Origin of the sequence: Bradyrhizobium sp. ISRA464 (assembly GCF_029910095.1) — a bacterium.
Lineage (GTDB): Bacteria > Pseudomonadota > Alphaproteobacteria > Rhizobiales > Xanthobacteraceae > Bradyrhizobium.
Map to the genome: position 1 here is coordinate 7,981,954 of NZ_CP094526.1, position 25,547 is coordinate 8,007,500.

Consider the following 25,547-nt stretch of genomic DNA (forward strand, 5'->3'; position numbering starts at 1 on the left):
ACGAAGAAATCGTAGCCCGGATGGAGCGAAGCGTAATCCGGGACCTTCGCGCCTACACTCCCCGGATTTCGCTTCGCTCCATCCGGGCTACGAACTGATGCGAAGCATGAGGATTGCAATGACGCGCGGGTCAATTCAGCAGGAACCCGCCATCGACCGTCACCACGGTGCCGGTCATGTAGCGCGAGGCATTCGATGCGAGCAGCATGATCGCGCCGTCGAGATCGGATTCGGCGCCGACCCGGCGCTGCGGGATCCGCTTGGTCAGTCGCTCGCCCGATGGCGTCGACCAGAAATCGTGGTTCATCTCGGTGTCGATATAGCCCGGCGCCAGCGCGTTGACGCGGATGTTGTTGCCGGCGAGCTCCAGCGCCATCGCCTTGGTGCCCTGGATCATGCCGGCCTTGGAGATCGCATAGGGCGAAACGGCCTTCAACACGCCCTGGCCGAGCACTGAAGCGATGTTGACGATGTTGCCCGGCTGCTTGCGTGCCATCATGCGGCGCGCCAATTCGGTGGCGAGGAAGAAGGCGCCCTTCAGATTGGAATTGATCACCGCGTCCCAGTCCGCCTCGGTCTGCTCGGTCGACAGCTTCTCGATCGCGATGCCGGCATTGTTGATCAGGACCGTGATCGGACCGAGCGCCGCTTCCGCGGCATCGAGCGCTTTCGCGATGCCGGAAATGGCCGTGACGTCCATCTGCACGGCGGCCGCACGACCGCCCTTTGCCTTGATCTCGTCCTCGAGGCTTTTCAGCTTCGCGGTCTGGCGCGCCGCGAGCACGACCGCGGCACCATGCGCCGCCAGCACGCGGGCGAACTGCCGCCCCAGCCCCTGCGAGGCGCCGGTGATGAGGATGATTTCTTTACTGACATCGAATAGGTCGGACATCGACTGGTTCCTGGATCAAAGCGGCCGATTGATAGCTACAATTGTGCCGATTGTAATCCTGATTCATTGACCAAGGGACCGCGGTACAAATGGGGTGGGGGAAATCCCGTCCATGAACAGTTTCGATGCTGTCGTCACCCTCGGGTTGCTGTTCGCGATCGTGACCGGCTTCAGCACCGGCCTGTTGCGCAGTGCGATCACGATCCTCGCCTATCTGGTCGCAATGCCGATCGCGGTGGCCATGCTGTCGATCGTCGGACCTGGCATCGCGAACCTGCCGGCGTCGCCCTTTCCTCCCAACGGGGTGTTGTTGTTCGCGCTCTTTCTCGTGACCGGCATCGTGCTCGGAAAGCTGGCGCGAACCATGCTCGACGACGCGGTCGGATCGGAGATCGGGATCGCTGATCGCCTCGGCGGCGCGCTGCTTGGCGCGGTCAGGGCCGGGCTCGTCGTGACCACCCTCGTCCTGGTCCTCGATCAACTGGTGCCTTTAGCCAAGCAGCCGCAATTCCTCAACGGATCGCGATTGCGGCCGCTGTTTTCGGCTGCCGGGCAAACCGGCTTCCGCTCGTTGCCACCGGAGGTCACCATCACCATCGAGCGGTTGCGGCGCGAGCGGCGCATCTAGCCTGTTCCTGTCCGGCATGCACTTATGCATTGCGCATACCTTATCGGCGGCGCCGAGCTTGGCTAGAATGCTGCCATCGAACCTTTTACAAACCGACCCGACATCACAGGGAGCGAAACCGTGGATCTTGGAATCAAAGGCCGCCGCGCCATCGTCTGCGCATCGAGCAAGGGACTGGGCCGCGCCTGCGCGATCGCGCTCGCCAATGAGGGCGTCCATGTCACCCTGACGGCACGCGGCGCCGAGGCGCTGAAGCAGACCGCCGACGAGATCCGCAAGGCGCACCCCGACGTCACCGTCACCGAGATCGTCGGCGACATCACGACGCCGGCGGGACGCGAGGCCGTGCTGAAGGCCTGCCCCGATCCCGACATCCTGATCAATAATGCCGGCGGCCCGCCGCCCGGCGATTTCCGCAATTGGACTCGCGACGACTGGATCAAGGCGATCGACGCCAACATGCTCACCCCGATCGAGCTGATCAAGGCGACCGTCGACGGCATGATGGCGCGCAAGTTCGGCCGCATCGTCAACATCACCTCCGCTGCGGTGAAGGCGCCGATCGAGATTCTCGGCCTCTCCAACGGAGCGCGCGCCGGCCTCACCGGCTTCGTCGCCGGCCTGTCGCGCAAGACCGTGATCAACAACGTCACCATCAACGGCCTGTTGCCGGGCCCGTTCGAGACCGACCGGCTGCGCGGCACCGCCAAGCCCGAGGCCGAGAAGCGCGGCATTCCGATCGAGCAGGTGCTGGCCGATCGCGCCAAGCTCAATCCAGCCGGCCGCTTCGGTCATCCCGACGAGTTCGGTTACGCCTGCGCCTTCCTGTGCGGCGCCAAGGCGGGCTTCATGACCGGGCAGAACATCCTGCTCGACGGCGGCGCCTTCCCGGGCACTCTCTAGTGTCGCCGATTTGAAGTTCCTGCACTGTATGCGGCGAGGCCGATGGGAACTTCAAATCACCAAGCGACACTAGAGCTTCATGAGTCTTGCTAGCGCCCTCTTGCTTTCCGAAGTTCACGCAAGAGGTCGCTGGTCAAGTTCACGAACTTCGGAAAGGGGCGCTAGATGAGAGCGGTCTGGTACGAACGGACCGGCGCGGCGCCGACGGTGCTCACCGTCGGCGAGATGCCGACGCCTGACGCGGGCCCCGGCGGGGTCCGCGTCCGCCTGGAAGCCTCCGGCGTCAATCCCGCCGATGTCGGCCGCCGCAGCGGCAATTATCGGCAGATGGAATTTCCGCTGATAATCCCGAACAGCGATGGCGCGGGCGTCATCGACCAGATCGGCGCAGGTGTGACGCGCTTTGCCGTCGGCGATCGCGTCTGGCTGTTCAACGGCCAGCGCAACGGCCGTGCCTTCGGCACCGCGGCCGAGTACATCACGATCGCCGACCATCTGGTGACGCCGCTTGCCGATAACGTGTCCTTTGCCGCTGGTGCGACGCTCGGCATCCCCTGCATGACCGCGTGGTGCGCGCTGTTCGCGGACGGGCCGATCACCGGACAGACGGTGCTCGTCACCGGCGGCGCCGGCGCGGTCGGCCACTATGCCGTGCAACTGGCCAAATGGGGCGGCGCGCGGGTGATCGCGACCGTGAGCTCGCAGGTCAAGGACATGGAAGCACGGCTCGCCGGCGCCGACATGGTGGTGAACTACCGCACCGAGGACGTGGTGGCCAAGGTGATGGCGTTCACTGCGAACCGCGGCGTCGACCGCGTGGTCGACGTCGATTTCGGCGGCAATCTTGCGACCACGCTGAAGATCATGGCGCTCAACTCGACGATCGCGGTCTACGCCACCAACGGCAACCGCACGCCCACGGTGCCGGTGCGCGAGCTGATGGAGAAATGCATCACGGTGCGTTCGCTGGTGCTGTTCGCGCTGCCGCCGACGCTGCTCGCGGCCGCGCAGGAGGGCATCACCAAGTGGCTCGCAGCCGGCGCGCGCGTGCACAACATCGCCGGACAGTTCGCCCTGGCCGAGACGGCCCAGGCCCATCTCGCGGTCGAGAAGGGCGACAAGATCGGCACCGTGATCGTCGACTGCGCGCGGTGATGGACACGCGCTCCTTTTTTCCTCTCCCGGCGAACGGGGCGAGGTCGAGTGAGCGGCGTGGCCTGTGCTGCGGCTAATGTATCGGCGTGGTGCCTTCGTCGCCCGGCAGGAGCCCGAGCTCGTCGAGACCTTCAGCAAGCAGATCGCCCAGCATCGGCTCACCCAGCAGGTAGCTCGCGGTATTGTGCCCCCTGTGCCCGCGCGCGGCTTCGCGCCTGAGCTCTGTCCATTCCTCGATCGAGCCATCGCCGCGACCAAGCCGCATCAGGGCAATGAGATCGACCTGCTCGTCCTCGCTCAGCGCGTCGATAAAACCGGCGATCTCGCGCATCACCGGGTCCGTGCCATCATCCTCCAATATGTCGATCATGTCGTCGTCAACGCCGTTCGAGCCGGAGTCCGGATCGACCGCCGCCTCCTTGACGTCGAATTCCCGCGCCTTCTCGATCAGAAAGCCGACCTTTTCGGGAGAGATCGTGAGTTCCGGCATTCGCGCACTCCTTCTTCCCACGAGGCGGTAACGCTGAAGGCGCCGACTTGATCCATTGCACCGCGGCGCGGAAACCCGCATGTTGGCGACAGAGCAACAAGAAACAGAGGACACGCAGCATGCACTGGACCGTGGGCAAGGTCAGGATCACCAAGGTCGTCGAGCTCGAGACCGTCGGCAGCACGCGCTTCATCCTGCCGCTCGCTGGCCGGGAGGAGATCCAGCGCCTGCCCTGGCTGATCCCGCATTTCGCCAACGAGGACGGCCGGCTGAAGATGTCGATCCACTCGCTGCTGGTGGAGACGCCAGAGCATCGCATCATCGTCGACACCGGCCTTGGCAACGACAAGCAGGGCCGCAACGTGCCGACCTGGAACAACCGCACGGATCCGTTCCTGGAGAAGCTGACGGAGGCGGGATTCGCACCCGAGAGTATCGACACCGTGCTATGCACGCATCTGCATGTCGACCATGTCGGCTGGAACACCAGGCTCGTCGACGGCAAGTGGGTGCCGACCTTCGCCAATGCACGTTACGTGTTCGGCAAGACAGAGTTCGACCACTGGCGCGACCACAGCAATGATCCTGCGCATGCCGCCGTGTTCGCCGATTCGGTGAAACCGATCGCCGACGCCGGCAAGGCCGAGCTTGTGCCGAGCGACCACCGGCTGACCGACGAGATCACGCTGATCCCGACGCCAGGCCACAGTCCCGGTCATATGAGCATCCACATCAGGTCCGGCGGACAGGAAGGACTGCTGACCGGCGACGTCGCCCATCACCCGTGCCAGATGTACCATCTGGACTGGTCATCGACGGCAGACTCCGACCAGAAGCAGTCGGCCGCGACGCGGCGCGAACTGTTCTCGCGCTTTGCCGACACGCCGACGCTGGTGATCGGCGGACATTTCAACGCCGGCCACATCAAGCGCGATGGCGACGCCTTCGAGTTCATTGCGCTGACGTGAACCGTACGGTGGGCAAGCCGCCGGTGTGCACACCATCTGCGCAAGCCGACGGCCCCGGCGCGATGGCGCCTTTACCACCCTACCCTGCGCTTTCGGCGGTTGAATTTCCCCGCGCGCTGTTCCATGAAGCGTACCGAGGTATACCAGCAACAATCCTCGAAGACCCCGTAGGGAGTGATCAACATGAAGCTTGTTCGTTATGGCGAAAAGGGTGCGGAAAAGCCCGGTCTGATCGACAAATCCGGCCAGCTCCGCGACCTCTCGGCCCATCTGAAGGACCTCACCGGCGAGGCCTATGCGCCGGAGTCGCTGAAGAAGCTCGCTGGCCTCGATTCCGCCTTCCTGCCCGCCGTCTCCGGCAAGCCGCGCCTCGGCGCGCCCGTCACCGGCATCTCCAAATTCGTCGCGATCGGGCTGAACTACACCGATCACGCCAAGGAGACCGGCAACCCGATCCCGTCGGAGCCGATCTTCTTCCTGAAGGCCAACACCGCGCTGTCGGGGCCGAACGATCCAGTCGAAAAGCCGCGCGGCTCGACCAAGCTCGACTGGGAAGTCGAGATCGCCGCCATCATCGGCACCCGCGCCAAGTACGTCTCGGAAGCCGACGCGTTGAACCACGTCGCGGGCTACTGCATCTGCAACGACGTCTCCGAGCGCAACTTCCAGATCGATCGCCCGGGTCAGTGGACCCGCGGCAAGTCGCACGACACGTTCGGCCCGCTCGGCCCGTGGGTGTTGACCAAGGATGAAGTGCCCGACGTGCAGAACCTCTCGATGTGGCTCGACGTCAACGGCCAGCGCCGCCAGACCGGCTCGACCAAGACCATGATCTTCTCGATCGCGAAGTGCGTCTCCTATCTCTCGCAATTCCTGACGCTGCTTCCGGGAGACATCATCACCACCGGCACTCCGCCCGGCGTCGGCAGCGGCATGAAGCCGCCGACCTTCCTCAATGTCGGCGACGTCGTGACCCTCGGCATCGAAGGCCTCGGCGAGCAACGCCAGGAAATCGTCGCGGCGTGAGATCCGGCTAGCGCTACCGTCATTGCGAGCGAAGCGAAGCAATCCATCCCTCCGTACATACGGAAGCGCGGATTGCTTCGTCGCTTCGCTCCTCGCAATGGCAGCTCCAGTCCGATAGCTCCAGCGAGGCCTCCATGAAACTCACCTTCTCTCCTGCCTCCCCCTTCGCCCGCAAGGTACGCATCGCCGCGATCGAGCTCGGCCTGATCGACAAGATCGAGCTGGTCCCGGCCACCGTCGCGCCCGGCCAGGCCAATGACGAATATTCGAAGATCACTCCGCTGAAGAAGTTGCCGGTGCTGATCCTCGATCACGGCGACGTCATTCTCGATTCCTACGTCATCGTCGAATATCTCAACGAGCTCGGCGGCGGCCGGCTGATCCCGGGCTACGGCCCGCGGCGCTGGAAGGTGAAAACCGATCATTCGCTGATCAACGGCATGCTCGATTCCATGCTGCTGTGCCGCTATGAGAAGATGGTGCGGCCGCAGGGCTCGGCGTGGCCGGCCTGGTATGACGATCACTGGAATCGCGCCTGGACCGGCATGGCGCGGTTCGAGAGCCGGCCCGAGGTGCTGAACGGACCGTTCGACATCGCACAGATCGGGCTGGTTTGCGTGCTCGGCTACGCCGACTTCCGCTTCGCCGATTGCGGCTGGCGCAAGGCCTATCCCAAACTCGACGCGTTCTATCAAAGGATGCGGGAGCGGCCGTCGGTGAAGATCTCGGCGCCGCCGCCGGCGTAACACCAGCGGTCCTGGGGGAAGATGAGCATGTGCGATCGCTTCCCCCTGATCCCTCTTCTCTGCGCGGCCCTTTTACTGTGGTACATCGTCCGCAGCTTGTCGGGGAGGACCGGGCGTGCGCTGGCGGCTTGCACGAACGTGAGTTGGATCGCAGCCTTGGGCGCGACCAGCGCATTATCATTCGCGATCCCGATCTTGTGATGATGACGACGGCACCCTGCACGGCATGCAACCCTGCACAGCAGGCCGCAGCAGAGCCTTGCGGCGATAGACATCCTCGCCAACATCCCTATTCCGCCGTGCGCGACGCGCACTGATTTTCCAAGGAAATCACCATGAGCCTGAAATTCACCGTCGGCGATCTCACCATCCATCGCATCGTCGAGCAGGAGACCACGTTCCTGCCCGCGCTCGACATGCTGCCTGGGTTGACATCAGAGGTGCTCGCGGAGAACCGCGCCTGGATGAAGGCCGCGGGCGCGCTCGACGACAGCGACACGCTGATCCTGGCGTTCCAGTCCTATGTCGTGAAGACGCCGCACCACACCATCCTGATCGACAGCTGCATCGGCAACGACAAGCCACGGCCGACGCGGCCGAGCTGGAACATGAAGACTGACGACACCTATCTGCGCGGCCTCGCGGCGGCCGGCTTTTCGGTCGGCGACATCGACTACGTGATGTGCACGCATCTGCATGTCGACCATGTCGGCTGGAACACGCGGCTGGAGAACGGCCGCTGGGTGCCGACGTTCCCGAACGCGCGCTATGTGTTCGACAAGACCGAGTTCGACTACTGGACCGAGACCAACGCGAAGACCGAGGTCGGCCCGTTCGTCGACAGCGTGCTGCCGGTGGTCGAAGCCAACAGGGCCGAGATCGTGCGCAACGATTTCGCGATCGGCGATCACACACGCATCCTGCCGACGCCCGGCCACACGCCGGGCCATGTCGCCTTCACCTTCGGCCGCGGCAAGGACGACGCGGTGTTTTCAGGCGACCTGATGCATTCGCCGATCCAGACGCGTCATCCGGAGCTGTCGCCGAAGTTCGACGTCGACCCGGCGCTGGCAGCGACCACGCGCCGCAGCTTCCTCGAGCGCTATTGCGACACCGCGACCCTGTGCTGTCCCGCGCATTTCCCCTCGCCGTCGGCCGGCAGGATCAAGCGGAGGGGCAACGGGTTCGTGTGCGAGATGACGTAGCCCTTCGCCTCGCCCCGCCTGCGGGGAGAGGCCGGATCGCATTTCATGCGATCCGGGTGAGGGGGGCCTCGGCGAATTCGGCTTTCACTGCTCACGCGGATAGAGCCCCTCACCCCAACCCTCTCCTCGTAAGAACGGGAAGAGGGAGCAGATAGAGCCTCCCTCAATCGAACAGGCTCGGCGTGTGGTTCACGATCGCGCCTTCGATCTCCAGCATCTTCAGCTTGGTGACCACGCCGCCATTGGCGGAGAAGCCGCCGGGCTTGTTGCCGGCCGCCAACACGCGGTGACAGGGCACGACGATCGGGCACGGGTTGCGGCCGAGCGCCTGCCCGACGTCGCGCGACAGCTCGACGCCGCCGAGCTGCTTGGCGATCTCGCCATAGGTCATGGTCTTGCCCGGCGGGATCTTGCGCGCGATGTCGTAAACACCGCGGTTGAACTCCGGCACGCCGTCAAGATCGAGCGCGATGTCGGCGAGGTCGTTCGGCTTTCCGGCCAACAGCTCGACCATGCCGTCGATCGCGTGCTGCACCTCGGCCGGCGGGACCGCCTCTGTGGCGTCGCCGCTGCGCTGGAAGATGCGCTTGCGGGTCTTCTCCTCATTGCCCATCGGCAGTTGCACGCCGGTGATGCCGTGTTCGCCCCAGACCACGCCGCAGGCGCCGATCGGAGTCTCGAATATCGCAAAATTCTGGCCGGTCATGGCTCGCTCCAGATGTTCCTTTAGATATCTCTTGGCTCATGCTCCTGAACCTGATGTTGGACCGGAATCTAGGCTTGGAGAATGTTGCTATCCACCCGAATCCTGTGGGAACTTGCCGCAAATCAACAACATCACCCAGTCTGCGAACCCCCATGCAAAGCCTCCACGTCAACGGATTCGACATGCCCTATCTCGATATCGGCGCGGGCCCGCCGCTGGTCTGCGTGCACGGCTCGCTGTGCGATTTCCGGATCTGGTCGGCCGTGCTGGGGCCGCTGACGCGCCAACATCGCGTGATCGCGGTCAGCCTGCGGCACTTCTTCCCGGCGCAATGGGACGGCGTTGGCGACACCTATTCGATCGCCCAGCACGTCGACGACGTGATCGCCTTCATCGAGAAGTTCGACACCAGGCCGGTCGACCTGATGGGCCACTCGCGCGGCGGCCACATCTCGTTCCGCGTCGCGCAGCGGCGGCCGGACCTGCTGCGCAAGCTGATCCTCGCCGAGCCCGGCGGCGAGCTCGACGGCACGCTCGATCCCGACTTCCAGCCCGGCCCCTCGCCGCTGGCGGCGCGGATCGCGGCCTCCGCCGACCTGATTGCGAAGGGCGACATCGATGGCGGCATGCAGATCTTCATCGACGCGCTCGAGGGCCCCGGCGCCTGGCGGCGGCTGCCCGCCGCGCCGAAGCAATTGCTGCTCGACAACGCGATGACGCTGATCGGCCAGACCCGTGACAAGCGCCCGCCCTTCTCGAAGGCGGATGCGGAGGCGATCAGGACGCCGACGCTCTTCATCGGCGGCGCGAACACCAAGGGCGTGCTGCCGAAGGTGCTGCACGCCCTCGCCGCCAACGTGAAAGGCGCACGCGTCGAGATGATCCCGGGCACCACGCATCCGATGTTCGAGCAGGCGCCGCGGCGCTATTGCGAGATCGTGCTGGAGTTTCTGGCGAGCTGATTGCTGGCCTCTTCACTTCGCCCCGCTTGCGGGGAGAGGTCGGCGCGCGCCGGGTGAGGGGGTACAGGTCTGGCCAACTGCATCACTCGCGGAGAGAGCCCCTCATCCCGACCCTCCCCGCGCAAAGCAGGGAGAGGGAGAACGCCCGTTCTTACACTTTCCACGCGCCGACCGGCTGGCGCACGGCGACGTTGAGCCGATTCCATACGTTGATGGCGGCGATCGCGAGAACGAGCGCGGCGAGCTGGCGTTCGTCGAAATGCTTGTCGGCCTCGTTCCAGATCGCGTCCGGCACCGGATCCTCGCGGTCGCTGAGCCGGGTCAGCGCTTCCGTCAGCGCCAGCGCGGCGCGCTCGGCTTCGGTGAAATAGGGTGTGTCGCGCCACGCCGCGACGGCGAACAGCCGCTCATCGGTCTGACCGGCGCGCTTGGCGAGCTTCGGATGCATGTCGACGCAGACGCTGCAGCCGTTGATCTGGCTGGCGCGCAAATGGACCAATTCGAGCAGCCGTTCCGGCAGCCCCTGCTTGGTGCTCTCGTTGAGCGCCTGGATCGCCTTCATGGCCTCGGGAATGACCATGACCGGGTGGTTCATACGGGCTTGCATGGTGTCAGTCTCCTGCTTTTGCATTTTTTGACGCGGCCGTGCCGATCTGCTGTCACATCGGCCGGATTTGCTCCGTCATGGCCATGACGGAGCGGACAAAGGGAATGTGACCGATGGACGGGAAAAAATTTCTGGCCGAGCAGTTCGAGGCCAACCGGCCCCGCTTGCGGGCTGTGGCTTATCGCATGCTGGGCTCGACGGCCGAGGTCGATGACGCCGTGCAGGAAACCTGGCTGCGGCTGAGCCGCACTGACGCCGCGTCCGTCGACAATCTCGGTGGCTTCCTGACCACCGTGATCTCTCGCATCTGCCTGGACATGCTGAGGTCGCGCAAATCGCGCCGCGAGGAGCCGATGGGCCCTCAGGTGCCGGAGCCGGTCGCCGACAACGACAGCGAACGGGAGGCCGAAATGGCCGATTCCGTCGGCGCCGCACTTCTGGTGGTGCTCGAAACGCTGGCGCCGGCCGAGCGGCTCGCTTTCGTGCTGCACGACATGTTCGCGGTGCCGTTCGAGGAGATCGCGCCGATCGTCGGCCGCACACCGGCCGCCGCGCGACAGCTCGCCAGCCGCGCGCGGCGCCGTGTGCAGGGCACGCCGCCCGCGCTGGACACCGACCTCAGCCGGCAGCGTGGAGTCGTCGAGGCGTTCCTCGCGGCATCCCGCAACGGCGATTTCGAGGGGCTGCTCGCGGTGCTCGATCCTGACGTGGTGGTGCGCGCCGATCAGGCCGCGCAGCGCCTCGGCTCGCTGCCGGAAATCCGTGGCGCTGCGGCCGTCGCCCAAGCCTTCAAGGGTCGCGCACAGGCAGCAAGACCCGCGCTCGTCGATGGCGAGATCGGCGCGGCCGTCATCCTCGGCGGCCAGTTGCGCGTCGTGCTGCGGATCACGATCGCGGGCGACAGGATCGCTGCAATCGACGCGGTCGCCGAAGCCGCGCAGATCGAAACGTTCGATGTCGAAGTGTTCGATCGCAACTGACGCGGCTGAGGCGGGGCGAGGTCGCTTGCCGCAACCCGTCGCATGGCCGCGCCCAAGCCATAACAGAACATTATATTTTTCAATGGCTTACATGAATCGAAAAACGAAGTATTGACCATTCGCGGTCAGCGCCGTAGCCTCGATTTCGAACACGGAATTCCGTATTCCATCATGGATGGCCGGCATGATCCCGTTGGACCCGCTTCCGAACCTGATCGACCAAGTCTATGGGCGGATATTGGAGGCGATCATCGATCGCACGTTGCTGCCCGGCCAGCGCATCACCCAGAACGAACTCGCCGAGAAGCTCGGCGTCTCGCGCCAGCCGGTCTCGCACGCGTTGCATCTGTTGCACCGGCAAGGCCTCGTCGCGGAAAGCGGCAGGCGCGGCTTCGAGGTGACGCAGCTCGATCCGCTGCGCATCCGCCAGCTCTATGAAGTCCGCGGCGCGATCGACGCACTGGCGGCGCGGCTCGCGGCTGCGCGCGTGAAGGAGGACGCGGCGGGACGCATGCAGCTCGCGACGGCGCTCGAGGCCGGGCGCGCGATCGACGGCGACACGCCGCTGTCGCGTCTGATCGCACTCGACGTCGACTTTCACAGCGCGATCTATCGTCTCGCCGGTAACTCCGCGATCGAGGAAATGATCGCGCCGCAATGGCCGCATATGCGCCGCTCGATGGCGACCGTGCTCGCCGAGCTCGATTATCGCGACAGCGCCTGGACCGAGCACGAGGCCATCGCCGCGCAGATTTTTTCCGGCAATGCCGCGGCCGCCGAGGCCGCGGCGCTCGCGCATGCGCAGACGGCAGGACGGATGACGGAGCAGAAACTGAGGGCAATCGACGTGGCGGCGTAGCTCCCGGCCGTCCTCATCCTGAGGAGCGGCGCAGCCGCGTCTCGAAGGATGAGCCAGCGAGGCCTCATGATTCGAGACGCGCGAAGACGCGCTCCTCACCATGAGGGGAGAGAGAATAACAACAGGAGGAAAGCACCATGAAACTGACCCCAGAGCAGGTCGAATTTTTCCACCGCGAAGGCTGGCTGTTCCTGCCCGAACTGTTCAGCCAGGAAGAGGTCGATTTCCTCGCGCGCGAGGCGGTCTCGATCTATGACGCCAACCGCCCGGAGGTATGGCGCGAGAAGAGTGGCGCGCCGCGCACCGCCTTTGCGGCGCACCTCTACAACGAAGCGTTCGGAGTTCTCGGCGCCCATCCGCGCATGATCGAACCGATCGAGCAGATCTTCGGCGAGAAGGTCTACATGCATCAGTTCAAGATCAACGCGAAGGCGGCCTTCACCGGCGACGTCTGGCAATGGCACCAAGACTACGGCACCTGGAAGCGCGACGACGGCATGCCAGAGCCGCGGGCGATGAACATCGCGATCTTCCTCGACGAGGTGATGCCGATCAACGGCCCCCTGATGCTGGTGCCGAAGAGCCAGGACGCCGGCGACCTCAAGGCCTCGCACGATCTTGAGACCACGTCCTACCCGCTGTGGACGCTGGATGAGGAGACCGTCACGCGGCTGGTGAAGCAGGGCGGCATCGTCGCGCCGACCGGCAAGCCCGGCGGCATGCTGATGTTCCACGGCAACCTGGTGCACGGATCGAGCGGCAACATCACGCCCTACCCGCGCAAGATCGTCTACCTGACGCTGAATGCGGTCTCGAACTACATCCGCACCCCGACGCGGCCGGACTACATCGCGCACCGCGATTTCACCCCGATCAAGACCGTGGACGACGACGCGTTGCTGCGGTTGGCACGTGCGCCGCGGCAGGCGGCGGAGTAACAATCACGCACACCTCGTCATGCCTGGCCTTGTGCCGGGCATCCAAGTCTTGACACGATCGCTGCGGCAGAAGACGTGGATGGCCGGGCCCAAGCCCGGCCATGACAGAAGCTAGGCAGCGATGCTGCACCTCACGACATTTCGCGGATCCATATCATGAACCTGTATCACCTCCTCAAAACCCGCGCCGCAGCCGGAAAGCCCGTTCGCGTCGCTCTCATCGGCGCCGGAAAATTCGGCTCGATGTTCCTGTCGCAGGTGCCGCATACGCCGGGGCTCGAGGTGCCCGTGATCGTCGATCTCGACCGTGATCGCGCGCGCGAGGCGTGCCGCACGGTTGGCTGGGATGACGAGCGGATCAAGGCGACCATTTTCACCGACGACGGCGCGCGGGCGATCGCCGGCGGCGCATTCGACGTGGTGGTGGAAGCGACCGGCAATCCTGCGGTCGGCATCCGCCATGCCCGCGCGGCGATCGCCGCCGGCAAGCATGTCGTGATGGTCAATGTCGAGGCCGACGTGCTGGCGGGACCGCTGCTGGCCGACGAAGCGCGGAAAGCCGGCGTGGTCTACTCGCTCGCCTATGGCGACCAGCCGGCGCTGACGGCGGAGATGGTCGATTGGGCGCGCGCAACGGGCTTCCGCGTGGTCGCCGCTGGCAAGGGCACGAAGTACCTGCCCGCCTATCACGACGTGACGCCGGAGGGCGTGTGGCAGCATTACGGTCTCACGGCCGGCGAGGCGCAATCCGCCGGCATGAATCCGCAGATGTTCAACTCCTTCCTCGACGGCACCAAATCCGCGATCGAGATGGCGGCGATCGCCAACGCCTGCACCCTCGACGTGCCGTCGGACGGATTGCTGTTTCCGCCGTGCGGGGTCGACGACCTGCCGCATGTGATGCGGCCGCGCGAGGCGGGCGGTGTGCTGGAGAAATCCGGCATCGTGGAGGTGGTGTCGTCGCTGGAGCGCGACGGCCGACCGGTGTTCCGCGACCTGCGCTGGGGTGTCTATGTGGTGCTGGAAGCGCCGAATGATTATGCCGCGGACTGCTTCAAGCAATACGGCCTCAAGACCGATGCATCGGGCCGTTTTGCCGCGATGTACAAGCCCTATCATCTGATCGGGCTCGAACTGAACATCTCCATCCTGTCGGCCGCGCTGCGCAACGAGCCGACCGGGCAGCCGCGCGGCTTCCGCGGTGATGTCGCGGCAGTGGCGAAACGCAATCTGCGCGCCGGCGAGATGCTCGACGGCGAAGGCGGCTACACGGTGTGGGGAAAGCTGATGCCGGCATCCGCCAGCCTCGCCGCCGGCGCGCTGCCGATCGGGCTCGCGCATCGTGTCAAGCTGAAGAACGACGTCGCCCATGGCGCGGTGGTGCGCTGGAGCGATGTCGAGGTCGACGAGAGCAACGACACGATCAAGACGCGCAAGGCGATGGAAGCGGCGTTCTCGCGCTGATGCCCCCTGCCGTTTGCTCTAATTGAGAGTGCTTCGTCACCTCTCCCCGCGCTTTGCGGGGAGAGGTCGGATCGCGTCAGCGATCCGGGTGAGGGGCGGGGTATGCCGCTAACCGAGCCGCGAAGTGCTCGCCGGATGGAGTCCCTCACCCAACCCCTCTCCCCGCAAGAGCGGGGAGAGGGAGTTGAGAGAGCCCGACCACAATGACTCACGGCAGCAACCGGCTCGCCTTCGCCAGCTTGAACCATTTGCGAAACATCACTTCGGTGTCCATCATCTCGGTGAAGCCCGCCTGGTTGATCTTGACCGTCGAGACGATCGAGGGCGGGCCGGGCTCAGTCTGCCCATAGCGCATGCTGTAATCGGCATACTGGAACGACAGGCCGACGAATTCTTCGAGGCCGGGCGCGATCAGACCGTGCGCCTTGCGCAGCTCGTCCCACGACGCAATCCATTTCGGATATTCCCGCGCGAGCGACAGCGGCATGTGCCGGCCGGGCTTCATCTCAAGCGCATCCGCGACCGCCGGCCAGATGTTTTCCCAGGTGAAGACGTCGCCATTGGTGACGTTGAAGGCTTCGTTGCGCGCGGTCTCGGCCTCGCCCGACCAGGCGATTGCGCGGGCCAGGAGATCGACATCGACGGCTTGCGCCACGCGCGGCGCGCCACCGGGATAGTCGAGCGGCTTGCCTTCCGCGCGCAGCATGGCGGCATAGACGCCGAGCGGCGGGATCAGGTCCATCGCGCCGCCCATGGCCTCGCCGATGATCAACACGGGACGCAGGATGCTCCAATGCCAGCGCTTGCCCTGTTGCAGGTCGCGCAGGAAATTCTCCTGCGCCCAATAGAAGTTCGGCTGCTCGTACATTTCCGAACGGCCTTCGCGCGCCGGCACCGTGAGCGGCCGGACATGGACGCCATAGGCCTTGGTGCCCTGCAGCAGTGCGACGTGCTTCAATCCGGGCGCGACCGGTTCGAGCGCGCCCATCAGATTGCGCAGCATCAGGTCGTTGGTCGCGATCTGCTGCGCGTCGCGCCAGCCGTCGACCAGGTTCGGCGCTTCATAGAGCGCGGCATAGATCAGATGGGTCGCACCGCTGAGCTCGGCCGCCGCGCGCCGGCAATCCTCCGTGCTCGTCAGGTCGATCGGCACGTGACGCGCGCCATAGAGATCGCGCGGCTTGCGGCGCGACAGCGCAACGCGCTCGCAATCGGGCGATGCGCCGAAGTGTCGCAAGGCGGCGCTGCCCACGAGGCCGGTTGCGCCGGCGACCACGACTTTCTTGTTGGCCATGTCCTTGAACTCCCATCACACTCGCCTCTATTGCGTAGCAGATCGCGGTGCCTCGGGCAGCGTCCGCCTTGCTCTTCGCATCGCGGAATCTCCACTGGCGTTCGCAGCTGCAATGAGCGCGGACGCTTGATTTCCCTTCACGAACGGTCATCCTGATCGCGGAACCGCACGCGCGGGCATCCGCCAACAAGAGCCCGTCGAGGGCCACCAGTCACACTCACTACAGCAACGTCGATCGATCGGCGAAGACAGACGGCAGCAAGATCGTTCCCTTGTCGAGGTATCGGCAAACAGGAGGGAAACGCATGAAGCGTCGTGATTTCTTGAAGGCAGGCGGCGTCGGCCTCGCCGCGAGCGCCGTGGCTGCGCCCGCGGTCGCGCAATCGATGCCGGAAGTCAGGTGGCGGCTGGCGGCAAGCTGGCCGAAGGCACTCGATACGCTGTATGGCGGCTGCGAATTCTTCTGCAAGCGCGTCGCCGAAATCACCGACAACCGATTCCAGATCCAGTCATTCGCCGCCGGCGAGATCGTGCCTGGCCTGCAGGTACTCGATGCCGTCTCCAACGGCACGGTCGAGATGGGCAACACCGCGCTCTATTACTACTGGGGCAAGAATCCGGCCTTCACCTTCGGCACATCGCTGCCGTTCGGCCTCAACACGCGCCAGCACATCTCCTGGCTGCAATGGGGCGGCGGCAGCGAGCTCATCAACGATCTGCTCAAGGACTACAACTGCGTCGGCATTCCGACCGGCTCGACCGGCGCCCAGATGGGCGGCTGGTTCCGGAAGGAGATCAAGTCGATGGCGGATCTGCAGGGTCTGAAATTCCGCGTCGGCGGCTTCGCCGGCACCATCATCGCCAAGGTCGGCGGCGTGCCGCAGCAGATCGCTGGCGGCGACATCTATCCGGCGTTGGAAAAAGGCACCATCGACGCCGCGGAGTGGGTCGGGCCATATGACGACGAGAAGCTCGGCTTCGTGAAGGTCGCGAAGTTCTATTACTATCCCGGCTGGTGGGAGGGCACCGGCCAAGGCCACAATGTGATGAATACCCAGAAGTGGAACGCGCTGCCGAAGCATTATCAGGCTGCGATCCAGGCCGCGTCCGAAGATACGTTCACCTGGGTGACGGGCAAATATGACGCCGTCAATCCGCCGGCGCTGAAACGCCTGATCGTGGCCGGCGCGCAATTGCGGCCGTTCCCGCAGGAGGTGCTGGAGGGCTGCTACAACGCCGCGAACGAGATCTATGCGGACCTCGCCAAGAGCAACCCGCAGTTCGGCAAGATGTATGCGAGCCTGACAGCTATCGCAACGAATCACTGGCCTGGATGCAGGTCGCCGAGCTCTCGTTCGACAGCTTCATGATGCGGATGCGCACGCGGACCTGAGGCCCCCGGCCTCGCCTCGCCCAAAGCGCTGACGAAGTTGCGGCGGCGACTCGTCTTCGATTCGGCCCAACAAAAAAGCCCCGGAGAATTCTCCGGAGCTTCGTTTAATTCGGATGGCGACTCAGTTCTCGTCGCTGCCGCCGAACTCTGCCATCAGCTTATCGTAGTTCTTCGTGATCAGGTCGATGTTGCCCTTGTTCTCGACCGCGGGCGGTGGCGACTTCAGGGCCTCGTTGAGATCGGCGAGCGCTTCCTTCTTGTCGTTGGCCGGCATCTTCTTGTCGGCCTGGACCTGGGCGATCTGCGCCTTCAGGACGGCTTCCGGACCAACATATTTCTTGGTCTGCGGATCGAAGCCGCCGAGTACCAGCGCGATGTTGTCGACGACGTTGTTGTAGTCGTCATAGCTCGCAAAGCCATTCTTCCTGGCGATGCCCTCGAGCTGGCCGATGATCTTCGGGTCCGGCTTGGCGTTCTCCGAGAGTTTCGCGGTGATCGGATCCATTTCCTTGGACGCGGCGAGCGCACCGTCGATCTGCTTGTCGGTGAGCGCGATCTGCTTGATCGGGGGCGGCTGATCCTGGGGAGCGGGAGCCGCCTGCGCGGGCTGGTTGGCCGGCGGCGCCATCTGCTGCTGCTTGGCCTGCGCGAACACGCCGCTGTTCGATGCCGCGGTCATGGACACCGCAAGGGACGCGACGCTCAACGCAGCAAATATCGGGCGGACGATCTCACGCATGGAAGTCTCCTTGCTGGGCAGGGATTGCCGGGGCTTTCTCGGGCCCAATGGGTACGGAACTCGAAATGAATGCCCCATGAACTTTGGTCGTAGAAGATGACGGCCGATCAAGGGCGAACGATCACGAACAGTTCAGAGCTGGGTGATTGCATCTCGCGAGCCGGTAACGGCGCGGACGTCATTCCGTTCCAGTCGGAGCGACATCGATTGCTTCGCATGTCCTTCGTGCCACCGGGCCGCGCGGAACATTGTCTTCCGACAATTCGATCGTTGTCGCGACCGGCCGCGTCGAACATCCTTCAGCGAACGACTGATGGAGACGGACTTGGCCCGTTACAAACGCTCATGACCTTGCGGCGCGGTGACCTTCGAAATCAACGCGGCGATCGACGAACGGACGACCGGGGATTGCTCGCTGTGCCGGCGAAAGAACGCGTTGATGACCAAGGTCCACGAAAGCGAGCTCGTGATCCTCAGTGGCGAAGATCTGTTGTCGGCGTATGCGTGGAACACGCATCGCGCCAAACATTTCGCTTGCCCGCGCTGCGGTGTCTACACGTTTCAGCTGACCTTGCCCCCAAGTTTTATCCAGTCCTGAGTTCGCCCTGGCTGTTGGATTTGCCCGGTCGGGCGGTGGGAGCGACGGGAGCTGGCGCGGAGCCTTCGGCATAGCGCAGCGCCAGATCCCGACGCGGATGGTAGGTGATGGCGAACTCGGACGGGGTCTTCCATCCGAGCTGCGAGTGCGGTCGTGTGTTATTGTAATCGGCTCGCCAACATCCGAGTGCGACGCGGGCCTGGGCCAGCGACGTGAACAGCGTCTCGTTCAACAATTCGTCGCGCAGCCGGCCGTTGAAGCTCTCGATGAAGGCGTTCTGCATGGGCTTGCCCGGCGCGATGTAATGCCATGCGACGCGGCTCTGATCGGCCCAGGTCAGGATGGCGTTGCTGGTCAGCTCGCTGCCGTTGTCGCTGACCACCATTGTCGGCTTGCCGCGCTCGATCACCAGCCGGTCCAGTTCCCGCGCCACCCGGGTGCCCGAGAGCGAGGTGTCGGCCACCAGCGCCAGGCACTCGCGGGTGCAGTCATCGACCACGGTCAGGATGCGGAAGCGGCGGCCGTCGGTCAGTTGATCCGAGACGAAGTCGAGCGACCAGCGGTCGTTCGGGGCCAGCGGCACCGTCATCGGCGCCCGGGTCCCGATCGCCCGCTTGCGGCCGCCACGGCGACGCACCGCAAGCTTCTCTTCCCGGTAGAGCCGGAACAGCTTCTTGTGGTTGATCGCATAGCCCTCCCGCTTGAGCAGAACATGCAGGCGCCGGTAGCCGAAACGGCGGCGCTCTTGGGCGATCGCTCGCATGCGTTGGCGAAGGCCGCCATCGTCCGTCCGGATCGTCTGGTATCTCATCGTCATGCGGCAGCTGCCGATGGTTTTACACGCCCGCCGTTCGCTCATCCCGTGGGCATCCATGAGATGGGCGACAGCTTTCCGCTTGGCCGCGGGCGTCACCATTTCTTTCCCAGCAAGTCCTTCAGCGCGACATTGTCGAGCATGGCATCCGCCAGCAGCCGCTTCAGCCGCGTGTTCTCATCCTCCAGTGCCTTCAGCGGCTTGGCCTCCGACACCTCCATCCCGCCGAACTTCGCCTTCCATTTGTAGATGCTGGCGTCGCTGACGCCGTGCTTGCGGCACAGGTCGGCGACCGAAACGCCGGCCTCGTGCTCCTTCAAAATCCCGATGATCTGCTCTTCCGAAAAGCGGCTGCGCTTCATGCTCTGGTCCTTGTCGTGGGCCAGAACGTACGCATGCGACGAAGACCGCGTGATTGACGCACGCGCGCGGGCGCGGCGAGCTCTATGATGGCGTTGAGTGAAGGTCAGGCGGCCTGTTGACCGGCGGGCTTATCGGCTTGACGCAAGAGCTTCCATTCCCAGGGCAGCAATTCGTGCAGACGTGACGCGGGAAGATCCGCGATACGGGCGAGCACGTCGGCGAGCCAGGCCTTGGGATCGACGTCATTGAGGCGACAGGTCGTGATCATCGTCAGCATGATGGCGGCACGGTCGGCGCCACGCTGGCTGCCGGCGAAGGTCCAGTTGCGCCTTCCCACCGCCGTTTACCGTTCATTCTGCCCATGTCGGGGAGGATTTTGAGGTCCACTATCGCTGGCATCCCTATTTTGGCCAGATGGTGAACGTGCGTCGTGTGGAGCAACGCGCGACAGGTCAGTTTTTGCGGATCCGAGCCCCATTGGGCACGGTCATCACGATTCCCAGCTGGATGGTAGATCCAATCGCGTGCGCGGAGATGACCTCCGGGCGACCACAAGTTGATCTTGCTGCATTATCAGAGCTGAAGAGACTGGTCACAGCGCTCGCCATTTCCGCAAACTCCCCGAGCGATCGAGTCGTATGGGAGAACGCCGATGAAGCAGGAGCGCGTAGCTGCACAGATTTCAGTCGGGCAACTGAGCCTGATATTCGAGCCGGACAGGCTGGACAGGATGAACGAGGCGGCGCGGGTGAAGGCGTTACTGACGCTCGCCCAAATCCTCATGCAGGCCGCCGGCCTGGTAGTCGAGGAGCTCGGTGATGCCCGACACTGACCAGATCCCGGAAGCGCTCTTGAAGCGCAAAGCTGTCGTCTATGTGCGGCAGTCAACGCAATCCCAGGTGATGGCCAATCTGGAGAGCCAACGGCGACAGTACGATCTTGTGGATATTGCGCGCCGGCACGGCTTCTCCGACGTGGAAGTCATTGATGATGACCTCGGCCGTTCGGCGAGTGGAACGGTGGCCCGGCCCGGATTTGATCGGCTGGTCGCATGGTTGTGCGCAGGAGCCGTCGGCGCCGTGATTTGTTTCGATGCATCGCGGCTCGCGCGCAACGGCCGCGATTGGCATCATCTGCTTGAGTTGTGCGGGCTTGTTGAAGCGAGGGTGATTGATCACGACGGCATTTATAATCCTTGCCTTCCGAACGATCGGCTCTTGCTCGGCATGAAGGGAAGCATAAGCGAGTTTGAGTTGGGCATAATCCGGGCACGGATGCTAGACGCAGCCAGGGCGAAGGCCCAACGTGGTGAGCTACGCTTATCAGTGCCGTTTGGTTATGTCTGGCATCGCGAAGCCGGTCTGGGCCTGGATGCTGACCTGCGTCTGCAAGAGGTGATTCGACTTATCTTCACTCGCTTTCGCGAACTTGGTAGCGCTCGCCAGGTGTTGTTGTCGATGAAGGCGGAGCAAATCCACTTCCCCCGACCGGCTGATGAAGGTCGCATGACAAACTTCGTTTGGCAGCCCATCCGCTACCGCAATGTGATCAGTGTGCTGAAGAATCCGTTCTATGCGGGTGTTTACGTATACGGCAAAAGCGAGAAGCGAACCGCGATTGTCGAAGGAAGAGCGCGGCGGACCTACGGGCACTACAAACCGGCGGGCACCTGGGATGTGATGATAAAGGATCATCACGAAGGGTACATCACCTGGGATGACTACCAGCGCAACCAGAAGCAATTGGCGCTTAACGCCTACGGTCGCCCAGATGGCGCAAAATCAGGCCGGGGCGGCCAGGCGCTCTTGTCGGGCATTCTGACGTGCGCTCGTTGTGGTCAGCGCCTGAGCGTCAGCTACAGGGGCGGTCGAATCAGCTACCCGGTCTACCGCTGTGACAAGGGTAGTCTGGCAGGTCGGCTTCGCTGTATGATATTCGGTGCTTCAAAGATCGACGCGGCAGTTGCACGAGAACTGTTACGAGCGGTAGAACCCATGGCGATCGAGGCCGCGTTCGAGGCGCAGCGCATGCAACGGGAACGCCAAGATGACAAGCGCCGGATCCTTGATCTGGAACTCCAGCAAGCCCGGTACGATGCCACGCTTGCTGAGCGCCGCTACGCTGCCTGTGACCCCGATAATCGCCTGATCGCTGCGCAGTTGGAGAAGAACTGGGAATACGCTTTGCGCCGTCTGCGCGAGCTGGAAAATCGCCAGAATGACCATCAGTCATCCGGCCACGCGGTCGATCCCGGCACCTTTGCCGATCTGGTGGATAACCTGTCCGTAGCCTGGAAATCCCCTGATGTGACGATGCGCGCGCGCCAGCAGCTACTGCGAGCCTTGATTGTCGACATCATCGCGGACGTCGACGATGCGGTACGCGACGTTGTGCTCACGATCCATTGGCAGGGTGGGCAGCACTCCGAGCTTCGGATCCGCAAGCCGCGCTCCGGTGAACACGGTTCCTCCACGGCGGAAGATGCCTTGGCTGTTGTCCGCAGCATGGCCGGGCGCTGGTCTGACGAGCACATCGCCGCCACGCTCAATCGCATGGGCTTGCCCACCGGCATGGGTAAGACCTGGACAGCACATCGGGTCAGCTCTATTCGCCGTGTGCGTGGCATCCATGCCTACCGTTCAGCGGAAAAAAACGGCGAATGGCTTACGCAGATCGAGGCCGCAAAAGCGCTCGGTGTCTCAAGTCATATGATCCGCCGCCTTGTCTCCAGCGGCGTTCTTCCTGCTGTGCAGGTTGTTCCGCGAGCACCCTGTCAGATTCGAGCTGCCGATTTGGCGTCCGAGGCGGTCAAAACAGCGATTGCCCGAAAGGGTCGCCCGTCTCGCGAAATTGACGCGGACACGCTTCCAATGTTTACAAGCACTTAAAGAAGGGGCGCACAATGACTCAAGGCTTGCGATGCCTCTCAATGCGCGCTCGGCGCAATTGTTGGTCAAGCAGATCCTGCCATCGTCGAGGAAGCGGGCGAAGTCATCCCAGCGCCTGAGCATGTAGTTGATTGGCTTCAGGACCTCGGAGGAGCGCGAGAGGGTTTCGCGCTCACGCAGCAACCAGGCGTGCATGTCCGCGAGAAGCGGCTTGCTCCTCTCCTGGCGGACGGCACGCCGCTCGTCGGCGCTGCGGCCGTTGATGTCGCGCTCGATCTCGAACAACGCATCGAGGCGTCTGACCGCATCCAGCGCGATCGGAGAGACCGGTTTGCCCTTGTTACCTTCCCGGGCATTTTTCTCGATGTCAGCCAGTTCGAAGAAGCCCCGCCGTGCATGGGCAAAGCAAAATGCCGGCGTAATCGGCCGCACCTTCTTCTGCGGGTCGAACAGCGGTTCGAAGCCGCTGTAGCAATCGGCTTGCAGGATACCACCGAAGGCGGCCAGATGCTTCTGGGGATGCTCGCCTCGTCGGTCGCTCGAGGCGTAATAGACCGCCGCCGGCGGCGCAGGCCCGGCGAAGGGCCGGTCATCCCGCACATAAGTCCAGATCCGCCCGGTCGTGCACTTGCCCTTTGCCAGGATACGGATGGTGGTGTCATCGCCATGAAGGCGCTCGGCAGAGAGCACATGGCGCTCGATCAGGTGGAAGAGCGGCATGACGGCGAAGGTCCCGTGACCAACCTGATCGGCCAGCGTCGACAGCGGCAAGTCGATCCCCTCGCTTTTGAAGCGCGCGCTCTGGCGGTTGAGCGGGATATGCATGCCGAACTTGTCGAACAGGATCGTCGCAAGCAACTGCGGGCCGATGAAGCCGCGCGGCGTGGCATGGAACGGCGCCGGCGGCTGGGTGATCTTCTCGCAATCGCGGCAGGTGAACTTCTCGCGCACCGTCTCGATCACCTTGAAGCGACGCGGGATCTCCTCCAGCGTCTTGGTCACGTCCTCGCCGATCTTCGCCAGCCGAGATCCGCCGCAACAGGCGCAGCTCGTTGGAGCCTCAATGACGACGCGCTCGTGTTCGATGTCATCCGGCCATGGCTTGCGCACCGGCCGCTTGCGCGTGAAGGCGCGCACGGTCTGCGTCTTCGCCGCCGCGGCCTGCGCGGCAAGCTCATCCTCGCTCGCCGTGGTGACGAGTTCTTCGAGCTCCAATTCCAGCTGCTCGAGCAGCCGCGCCGTGCGCTCGGAGCGCGGTCCGTACAGTTCGCGTTTGAGCTTCTCGATCCGCAGCTCCAGATGCGCGATCAGCGCCTCGTTGTCTGACAGCTCCGCCCGCGCACTGGCCGCCACCGCCTCGGCGTGTAGCCGCGCTTCACGCTCGGCCTGCAGCGCCGCCAGGGCACTCTCAAGGTCCGATGGAAGATCGTCCGGCTTCGATATCATGAAGCCATTGAATCAGATCAAGCCGCAGATTCAAACCGTAAAACGACTATCCGACCCGCGTCGGACGTTGAGTTTCTTGAGGATGCCTCCAGTCGATGCCGGACAGCAAGTAAGACAACTGCGCCGGCGAGATCGATACCGCGCCATCTACCGCCGAAGGCCAAATAAATCGCCCCCGCTCCAAACGTTTCGTAAATAGGCAGGCTCCCTGGGAGTGGTGAGTCGGCCCCGGGAGTTGCACCCGGAGCCGCTCTCCGAACCGTACGTGACGCTCTCACGTCATACGGCTCTCAACAAGTAACGAAGCAGAACTCAACATCGTCCAATGAGCGAACAGCTTCGGCCTACGGCAGCGGATCAATCTGAGCCAGGTGGAGGCTCTGACTTTTCCGTTCTTCAGCCCTTTGTATTTGCGTCGCGCCCAGCGGTTAAGAGATTCGTCGACGTATCGATACAGGTTGTGCATTTCTGACCGCCCATATCTGCCGTAGTACTGCATCCATCCACGAAGGACGGGGTTCAGTTCCAAGGCGATTGCGTCGACTTCCGTCTGCGAGCGAAGCCTGAGCCGGAGCTGCCGGATCGTCATACGCATGGACTTCATCGCCGCCCTGCTGGCCGCTGGCGAGAACGTACAGAAGTTTTCTTTCTTCTGATGGTTTCTTGCCCTGCGCGGTCGAAAGGTAAATCCCAGAAAGTCAAATGACTGACTGGCATGGCTACCCGGGCGATTGCTGTCTTTGCAGTAGACGATCTTGGTCTTGTCGGGATGCATTTCGAGTTCGCATTCCTCAAACCTTGCTTGCAACGCCGCCTTGATGGCTTCCGCTTCAGCCTTGGTTCGGCAATGAACGAGCCCGTCGTCCGCGTATCGACACCACGGTGACTGCGGGAAGTTCCGCGCCATCCATGTATCGAACGCATAATGCAAGAACAGATTGGCAAGGACGGGACTGATCACGCCGCCTTGGGGAGTGCCCCGGTCGCGAGCGGTGATCGCTCCGTCTTTGCCTTGCATCGGCGCTATTAGCCAGCGTTCGATGTAGAGCAGAGCCCATTCGTCTTGCACATGCTTCCTGACGGCCTTCATAAGCAACTTGTGGCTGATATTGTCGAACAGGCCTTTGATGTCGAACTCCAGCACCCAGTCCATCTTCCAGCACCGTTGCCGGGTGACGCCGACGGCGTCCAGCGCGGATTTTCCGGGCCGGTAGCCGTAGGAATCGGGAAGGAAGATTTCCTCGAGTGCTTGTTCAATCTGCAGCTTGACGACCGTCTGCGCCACGCGATCTGCTACTGTCGGCACGCCTAGAATGCGTTGTCCGCCGTTCTTCTTGGGAATGGGGACAGCCCGAACGGCAGGTGGAAAGTAGCTGCCAGAAGACATTCGATTCCAGACCTTGTAAAGGTTGCCCTTCAAGTCTTTCTCAAAAGCTTCGAGCGACACCTTATCCACGCCGGCCGCGCCCGCATTGGCTTTGAC

At 63.6% G+C, this 25,547-nt stretch carries 24 protein-coding genes and 3 pseudogenes (1 of these 27 running past the window's edge); 16 read left to right on the top strand and 11 right to left on the bottom strand.

Annotated features, from left to right (window positions below; genetic code table 11):
- Positions 1-130 precede the first annotated feature (130 nt).
- The gene (locus MTX19_RS36965) at positions 131-892 is read right to left on the bottom strand and encodes an SDR family NAD(P)-dependent oxidoreductase (RefSeq protein WP_280981578.1); all 762 of its coding nucleotides are present in this window, start codon (positions 890-892) and stop codon (positions 131-133) included.
- 112 nt (positions 893-1,004) lie between these two features.
- Here MTX19_RS36965 and MTX19_RS36970 point away from each other — a divergent pair, with 112 nt between their 5' ends.
- The 3 genes from MTX19_RS36970 to MTX19_RS36980 all read left to right on the top strand — a co-directional run bounded on the left by MTX19_RS36970 (position 1,005) and on the right by MTX19_RS36980 (position 3,578).
- Positions 1,005-1,520: a CvpA family protein gene (locus tag MTX19_RS36970; protein ID WP_280981579.1), complete on the top strand. Its 516-nt coding sequence runs from the start codon at positions 1,005-1,007 to the stop codon at positions 1,518-1,520.
- Between the two features lie 120 nt (positions 1,521-1,640).
- Positions 1,641-2,423, top strand: coding sequence for an SDR family oxidoreductase (locus tag MTX19_RS36975; RefSeq protein WP_280981580.1), 783 nt, complete (start codon positions 1,641-1,643; stop codon positions 2,421-2,423).
- 165 nt (positions 2,424-2,588) lie between these two features.
- Positions 2,589-3,578, top strand: coding sequence for an NADPH:quinone reductase (locus tag MTX19_RS36980; protein ID WP_280981581.1), 990 nt, complete (start codon positions 2,589-2,591; stop codon positions 3,576-3,578).
- Positions 3,579-3,651: 73 nt separating this feature from the next.
- On the opposite strand, the gene MTX19_RS36985 is transcribed toward MTX19_RS36980, so the two are convergent.
- On the bottom strand, positions 3,652-4,068 hold the full coding sequence (locus tag MTX19_RS36985) for a DUF3775 domain-containing protein (protein WP_280981582.1): 417 nt from the start codon (positions 4,066-4,068) through the stop codon (positions 3,652-3,654).
- Between the two features lie 119 nt (positions 4,069-4,187).
- On the opposite strand from MTX19_RS36985, the gene MTX19_RS36990 reads away from it, so the two are divergent.
- The 4 genes from MTX19_RS36990 (at position 4,188) to MTX19_RS37005 (ending at position 8,013) form a co-directional block, all read left to right on the top strand.
- Positions 4,188-5,036, top strand: coding sequence for an MBL fold metallo-hydrolase (locus MTX19_RS36990; protein WP_280981583.1), 849 nt, complete (start codon positions 4,188-4,190; stop codon positions 5,034-5,036).
- Between the two features lie 183 nt (positions 5,037-5,219).
- Positions 5,220-6,062 carry a fumarylacetoacetate hydrolase family protein gene (locus MTX19_RS36995; protein WP_280981584.1) on the top strand — a complete coding sequence of 281 codons (843 nt, stop codon included), beginning with the start codon at positions 5,220-5,222 and terminating at the stop codon, positions 6,060-6,062.
- Between the two features lie 134 nt (positions 6,063-6,196).
- Positions 6,197-6,808: a glutathione S-transferase family protein gene (locus tag MTX19_RS37000; RefSeq protein ID WP_280981585.1), complete on the top strand. Its 612-nt coding sequence runs from the start codon at positions 6,197-6,199 to the stop codon at positions 6,806-6,808.
- A gap of 335 nt (positions 6,809-7,143) precedes the next feature.
- A complete protein-coding gene (locus MTX19_RS37005; protein WP_280981586.1) occupies positions 7,144-8,013 on the top strand; it encodes an MBL fold metallo-hydrolase in 870 nt (289 codons plus the stop codon).
- A 163-nt stretch (positions 8,014-8,176) separates the two neighbouring features.
- Here the strand turns inward: MTX19_RS37005 and MTX19_RS37010 are convergent, their stop codons facing one another.
- On the bottom strand, positions 8,177-8,719 hold the full coding sequence (locus tag MTX19_RS37010) for a methylated-DNA--[protein]-cysteine S-methyltransferase (RefSeq protein WP_280981587.1): 543 nt from the start codon (positions 8,717-8,719) through the stop codon (positions 8,177-8,179).
- 152 nt (positions 8,720-8,871) lie between these two features.
- On the opposite strand from MTX19_RS37010, the gene MTX19_RS37015 reads away from it, so the two are divergent.
- A complete protein-coding gene (locus MTX19_RS37015) occupies positions 8,872-9,681 on the top strand; it encodes an alpha/beta hydrolase (RefSeq protein WP_280981588.1) in 810 nt (269 codons plus the stop codon).
- Positions 9,682-9,832: 151 nt separating this feature from the next.
- Here the strand turns inward: MTX19_RS37015 and MTX19_RS37020 are convergent, their stop codons facing one another.
- On the bottom strand, positions 9,833-10,288 hold the full coding sequence (locus tag MTX19_RS37020) for a carboxymuconolactone decarboxylase family protein (protein ID WP_280981589.1): 456 nt from the start codon (positions 10,286-10,288) through the stop codon (positions 9,833-9,835).
- A gap of 113 nt (positions 10,289-10,401) precedes the next feature.
- On the opposite strand from MTX19_RS37020, the gene MTX19_RS37025 reads away from it, so the two are divergent.
- The 4 genes from MTX19_RS37025 to MTX19_RS37040 all read left to right on the top strand — a co-directional run bounded on the left by MTX19_RS37025 (position 10,402) and on the right by MTX19_RS37040 (position 14,529).
- On the top strand, positions 10,402-11,268 hold the full coding sequence (locus MTX19_RS37025) for a sigma-70 family RNA polymerase sigma factor (protein WP_280981590.1): 867 nt from the start codon (positions 10,402-10,404) through the stop codon (positions 11,266-11,268).
- A 184-nt stretch (positions 11,269-11,452) separates the two neighbouring features.
- Positions 11,453-12,127, top strand: a complete 675-nt coding sequence (locus MTX19_RS37030; protein WP_280981591.1) for a GntR family transcriptional regulator — start codon at positions 11,453-11,455, stop codon at positions 12,125-12,127.
- Positions 12,128-12,264: 137 nt separating this feature from the next.
- Positions 12,265-13,065, top strand: coding sequence for a phytanoyl-CoA dioxygenase family protein (locus tag MTX19_RS37035; protein WP_280981592.1), 801 nt, complete (start codon positions 12,265-12,267; stop codon positions 13,063-13,065).
- A gap of 156 nt (positions 13,066-13,221) precedes the next feature.
- Complete coding sequence (locus MTX19_RS37040) at positions 13,222-14,529, top strand: Gfo/Idh/MocA family oxidoreductase (protein ID WP_280981593.1); 1,308 nt, start codon at positions 13,222-13,224, stop codon at positions 14,527-14,529.
- 208 nt (positions 14,530-14,737) lie between these two features.
- Here MTX19_RS37040 and MTX19_RS37045 read toward each other — a convergent pair whose 3' ends face one another.
- Positions 14,738-15,823: an NAD-dependent epimerase/dehydratase family protein gene (locus MTX19_RS37045; RefSeq protein WP_280981594.1), complete on the bottom strand. Its 1,086-nt coding sequence runs from the start codon at positions 15,821-15,823 to the stop codon at positions 14,738-14,740.
- 305 nt (positions 15,824-16,128) lie between these two features.
- Here MTX19_RS37045 and dctP point away from each other — a divergent pair.
- Positions 16,129-17,216 (top strand): annotated as a pseudogene (dctP, locus tag MTX19_RS37050) (TRAP transporter substrate-binding protein DctP).
- A gap of 121 nt (positions 17,217-17,337) precedes the next feature.
- Here the strand turns inward: dctP and MTX19_RS37055 are convergent.
- Positions 17,338-17,955, bottom strand: coding sequence for a hypothetical protein (locus MTX19_RS37055; RefSeq protein ID WP_280981595.1), 618 nt, complete (start codon positions 17,953-17,955; stop codon positions 17,338-17,340).
- Between the two features lie 361 nt (positions 17,956-18,316).
- Here MTX19_RS37055 and MTX19_RS37060 point away from each other — a divergent pair, with 361 nt between their 5' ends.
- Entirely contained in the window at positions 18,317-18,553 is a 237-nt protein-coding gene (locus MTX19_RS37060) for a hypothetical protein (protein WP_280981596.1), read from the top strand.
- Here MTX19_RS37060 and MTX19_RS37065 read toward each other — a convergent pair.
- Positions 18,540-19,729, bottom strand: a protein-coding gene (locus MTX19_RS37065) for an IS3 family transposase (RefSeq protein ID WP_280981597.1) whose coding sequence is annotated in 2 segments (ribosomal slippage) — positions 18,540-19,480 and positions 19,480-19,729 — 1,191 coding nt in all. Because the reading frame shifts where the segments join, the coding sequence is not laid out codon by codon here. The genes MTX19_RS37060 and MTX19_RS37065 overlap by 14 nt on opposite strands.
- Positions 19,730-19,833: 104 nt before the next feature.
- A pseudogene (locus MTX19_RS37070) lies at positions 19,834-20,070 on the bottom strand (transposase domain-containing protein); the annotation flags it as partial.
- Between the two features lie 312 nt (positions 20,071-20,382).
- Between MTX19_RS37070 and MTX19_RS37075 the strand changes: the two are divergent.
- Positions 20,383-20,562, top strand: a complete 180-nt coding sequence (locus tag MTX19_RS37075; protein WP_280980172.1) for a hypothetical protein — start codon at positions 20,383-20,385, stop codon at positions 20,560-20,562.
- Complete coding sequence (locus MTX19_RS37080; protein WP_280980173.1) at positions 20,549-22,618, top strand: recombinase family protein; 2,070 nt, start codon at positions 20,549-20,551, stop codon at positions 22,616-22,618. Before MTX19_RS37075 ends, MTX19_RS37080 begins: the two co-directional genes overlap by 14 nt.
- A gap of 27 nt (positions 22,619-22,645) precedes the next feature.
- On the opposite strand, the pseudogene MTX19_RS37085 reads toward MTX19_RS37080, so the two are convergent.
- The 3 genes and pseudogenes from MTX19_RS37085 to ltrA all read right to left on the bottom strand — a co-directional run.
- Positions 22,646-24,064, bottom strand: a pseudogene (locus MTX19_RS37085) (IS66 family transposase); the annotation flags it as partial.
- A 46-nt stretch (positions 24,065-24,110) separates the two neighbouring features.
- A complete protein-coding gene (gene tnpB, locus MTX19_RS37090; RefSeq protein ID WP_348638251.1) occupies positions 24,111-24,305 on the bottom strand; it encodes an IS66 family insertion sequence element accessory protein TnpB in 195 nt (64 codons plus the stop codon).
- A gap of 33 nt (positions 24,306-24,338) precedes the next feature.
- A protein-coding gene (gene ltrA, locus MTX19_RS37095; RefSeq protein WP_280984681.1) for a group II intron reverse transcriptase/maturase crosses the window boundary here: on the bottom strand, positions 24,339-25,547 show its 3' portion. The gene runs 18 nt beyond the window's last position; only the last 1,209 of its 1,227 coding nucleotides appear in the window; its start codon lies off the right edge, out of view; its stop codon occupies positions 24,339-24,341.

Coding starts and splice junctions, on each gene's coding strand:
- MTX19_RS36965 (WP_280981578.1), bottom strand. CDS start 892: ATGTCCGACCTATTCGATGTCAGTAAAGAAATCATCCTCATCACCGGC.
- MTX19_RS36970 (WP_280981579.1), top strand. CDS start 1,005: ATGAACAGTTTCGATGCTGTCGTCACCCTCGGGTTGCTGTTCGCGATC.
- MTX19_RS36980 (WP_280981581.1), top strand. CDS start 2,589: ATGAGAGCGGTCTGGTACGAACGGACCGGCGCGGCGCCGACGGTGCTC.
- MTX19_RS36985 (WP_280981582.1), bottom strand. CDS start 4,068: ATGCCGGAACTCACGATCTCTCCCGAAAAGGTCGGCTTTCTGATCGAG.
- MTX19_RS36990 (WP_280981583.1), top strand. CDS start 4,188: ATGCACTGGACCGTGGGCAAGGTCAGGATCACCAAGGTCGTCGAGCTC.
- MTX19_RS36995 (WP_280981584.1), top strand. CDS start 5,220: ATGAAGCTTGTTCGTTATGGCGAAAAGGGTGCGGAAAAGCCCGGTCTG.
- MTX19_RS37000 (WP_280981585.1), top strand. CDS start 6,197: ATGAAACTCACCTTCTCTCCTGCCTCCCCCTTCGCCCGCAAGGTACGC.
- MTX19_RS37005 (WP_280981586.1), top strand. CDS start 7,144: ATGAGCCTGAAATTCACCGTCGGCGATCTCACCATCCATCGCATCGTC.
- MTX19_RS37010 (WP_280981587.1), bottom strand. CDS start 8,719: ATGACCGGCCAGAATTTTGCGATATTCGAGACTCCGATCGGCGCCTGC.
- MTX19_RS37015 (WP_280981588.1), top strand. CDS start 8,872: ATGCAAAGCCTCCACGTCAACGGATTCGACATGCCCTATCTCGATATC.
- MTX19_RS37020 (WP_280981589.1), bottom strand. CDS start 10,288: ATGCAAGCCCGTATGAACCACCCGGTCATGGTCATTCCCGAGGCCATG.
- MTX19_RS37025 (WP_280981590.1), top strand. CDS start 10,402: ATGGACGGGAAAAAATTTCTGGCCGAGCAGTTCGAGGCCAACCGGCCC.
- MTX19_RS37030 (WP_280981591.1), top strand. CDS start 11,453: ATGATCCCGTTGGACCCGCTTCCGAACCTGATCGACCAAGTCTATGGG.
- MTX19_RS37035 (WP_280981592.1), top strand. CDS start 12,265: ATGAAACTGACCCCAGAGCAGGTCGAATTTTTCCACCGCGAAGGCTGG.
- MTX19_RS37040 (WP_280981593.1), top strand. CDS start 13,222: ATGAACCTGTATCACCTCCTCAAAACCCGCGCCGCAGCCGGAAAGCCC.
- MTX19_RS37045 (WP_280981594.1), bottom strand. CDS start 15,823: ATGGCCAACAAGAAAGTCGTGGTCGCCGGCGCAACCGGCCTCGTGGGC.
- MTX19_RS37055 (WP_280981595.1), bottom strand. CDS start 17,955: ATGCGTGAGATCGTCCGCCCGATATTTGCTGCGTTGAGCGTCGCGTCC.
- MTX19_RS37075 (WP_280980172.1), top strand. CDS start 20,383: ATGAAGCAGGAGCGCGTAGCTGCACAGATTTCAGTCGGGCAACTGAGC.
- MTX19_RS37080 (WP_280980173.1), top strand. CDS start 20,549: ATGCCCGACACTGACCAGATCCCGGAAGCGCTCTTGAAGCGCAAAGCT.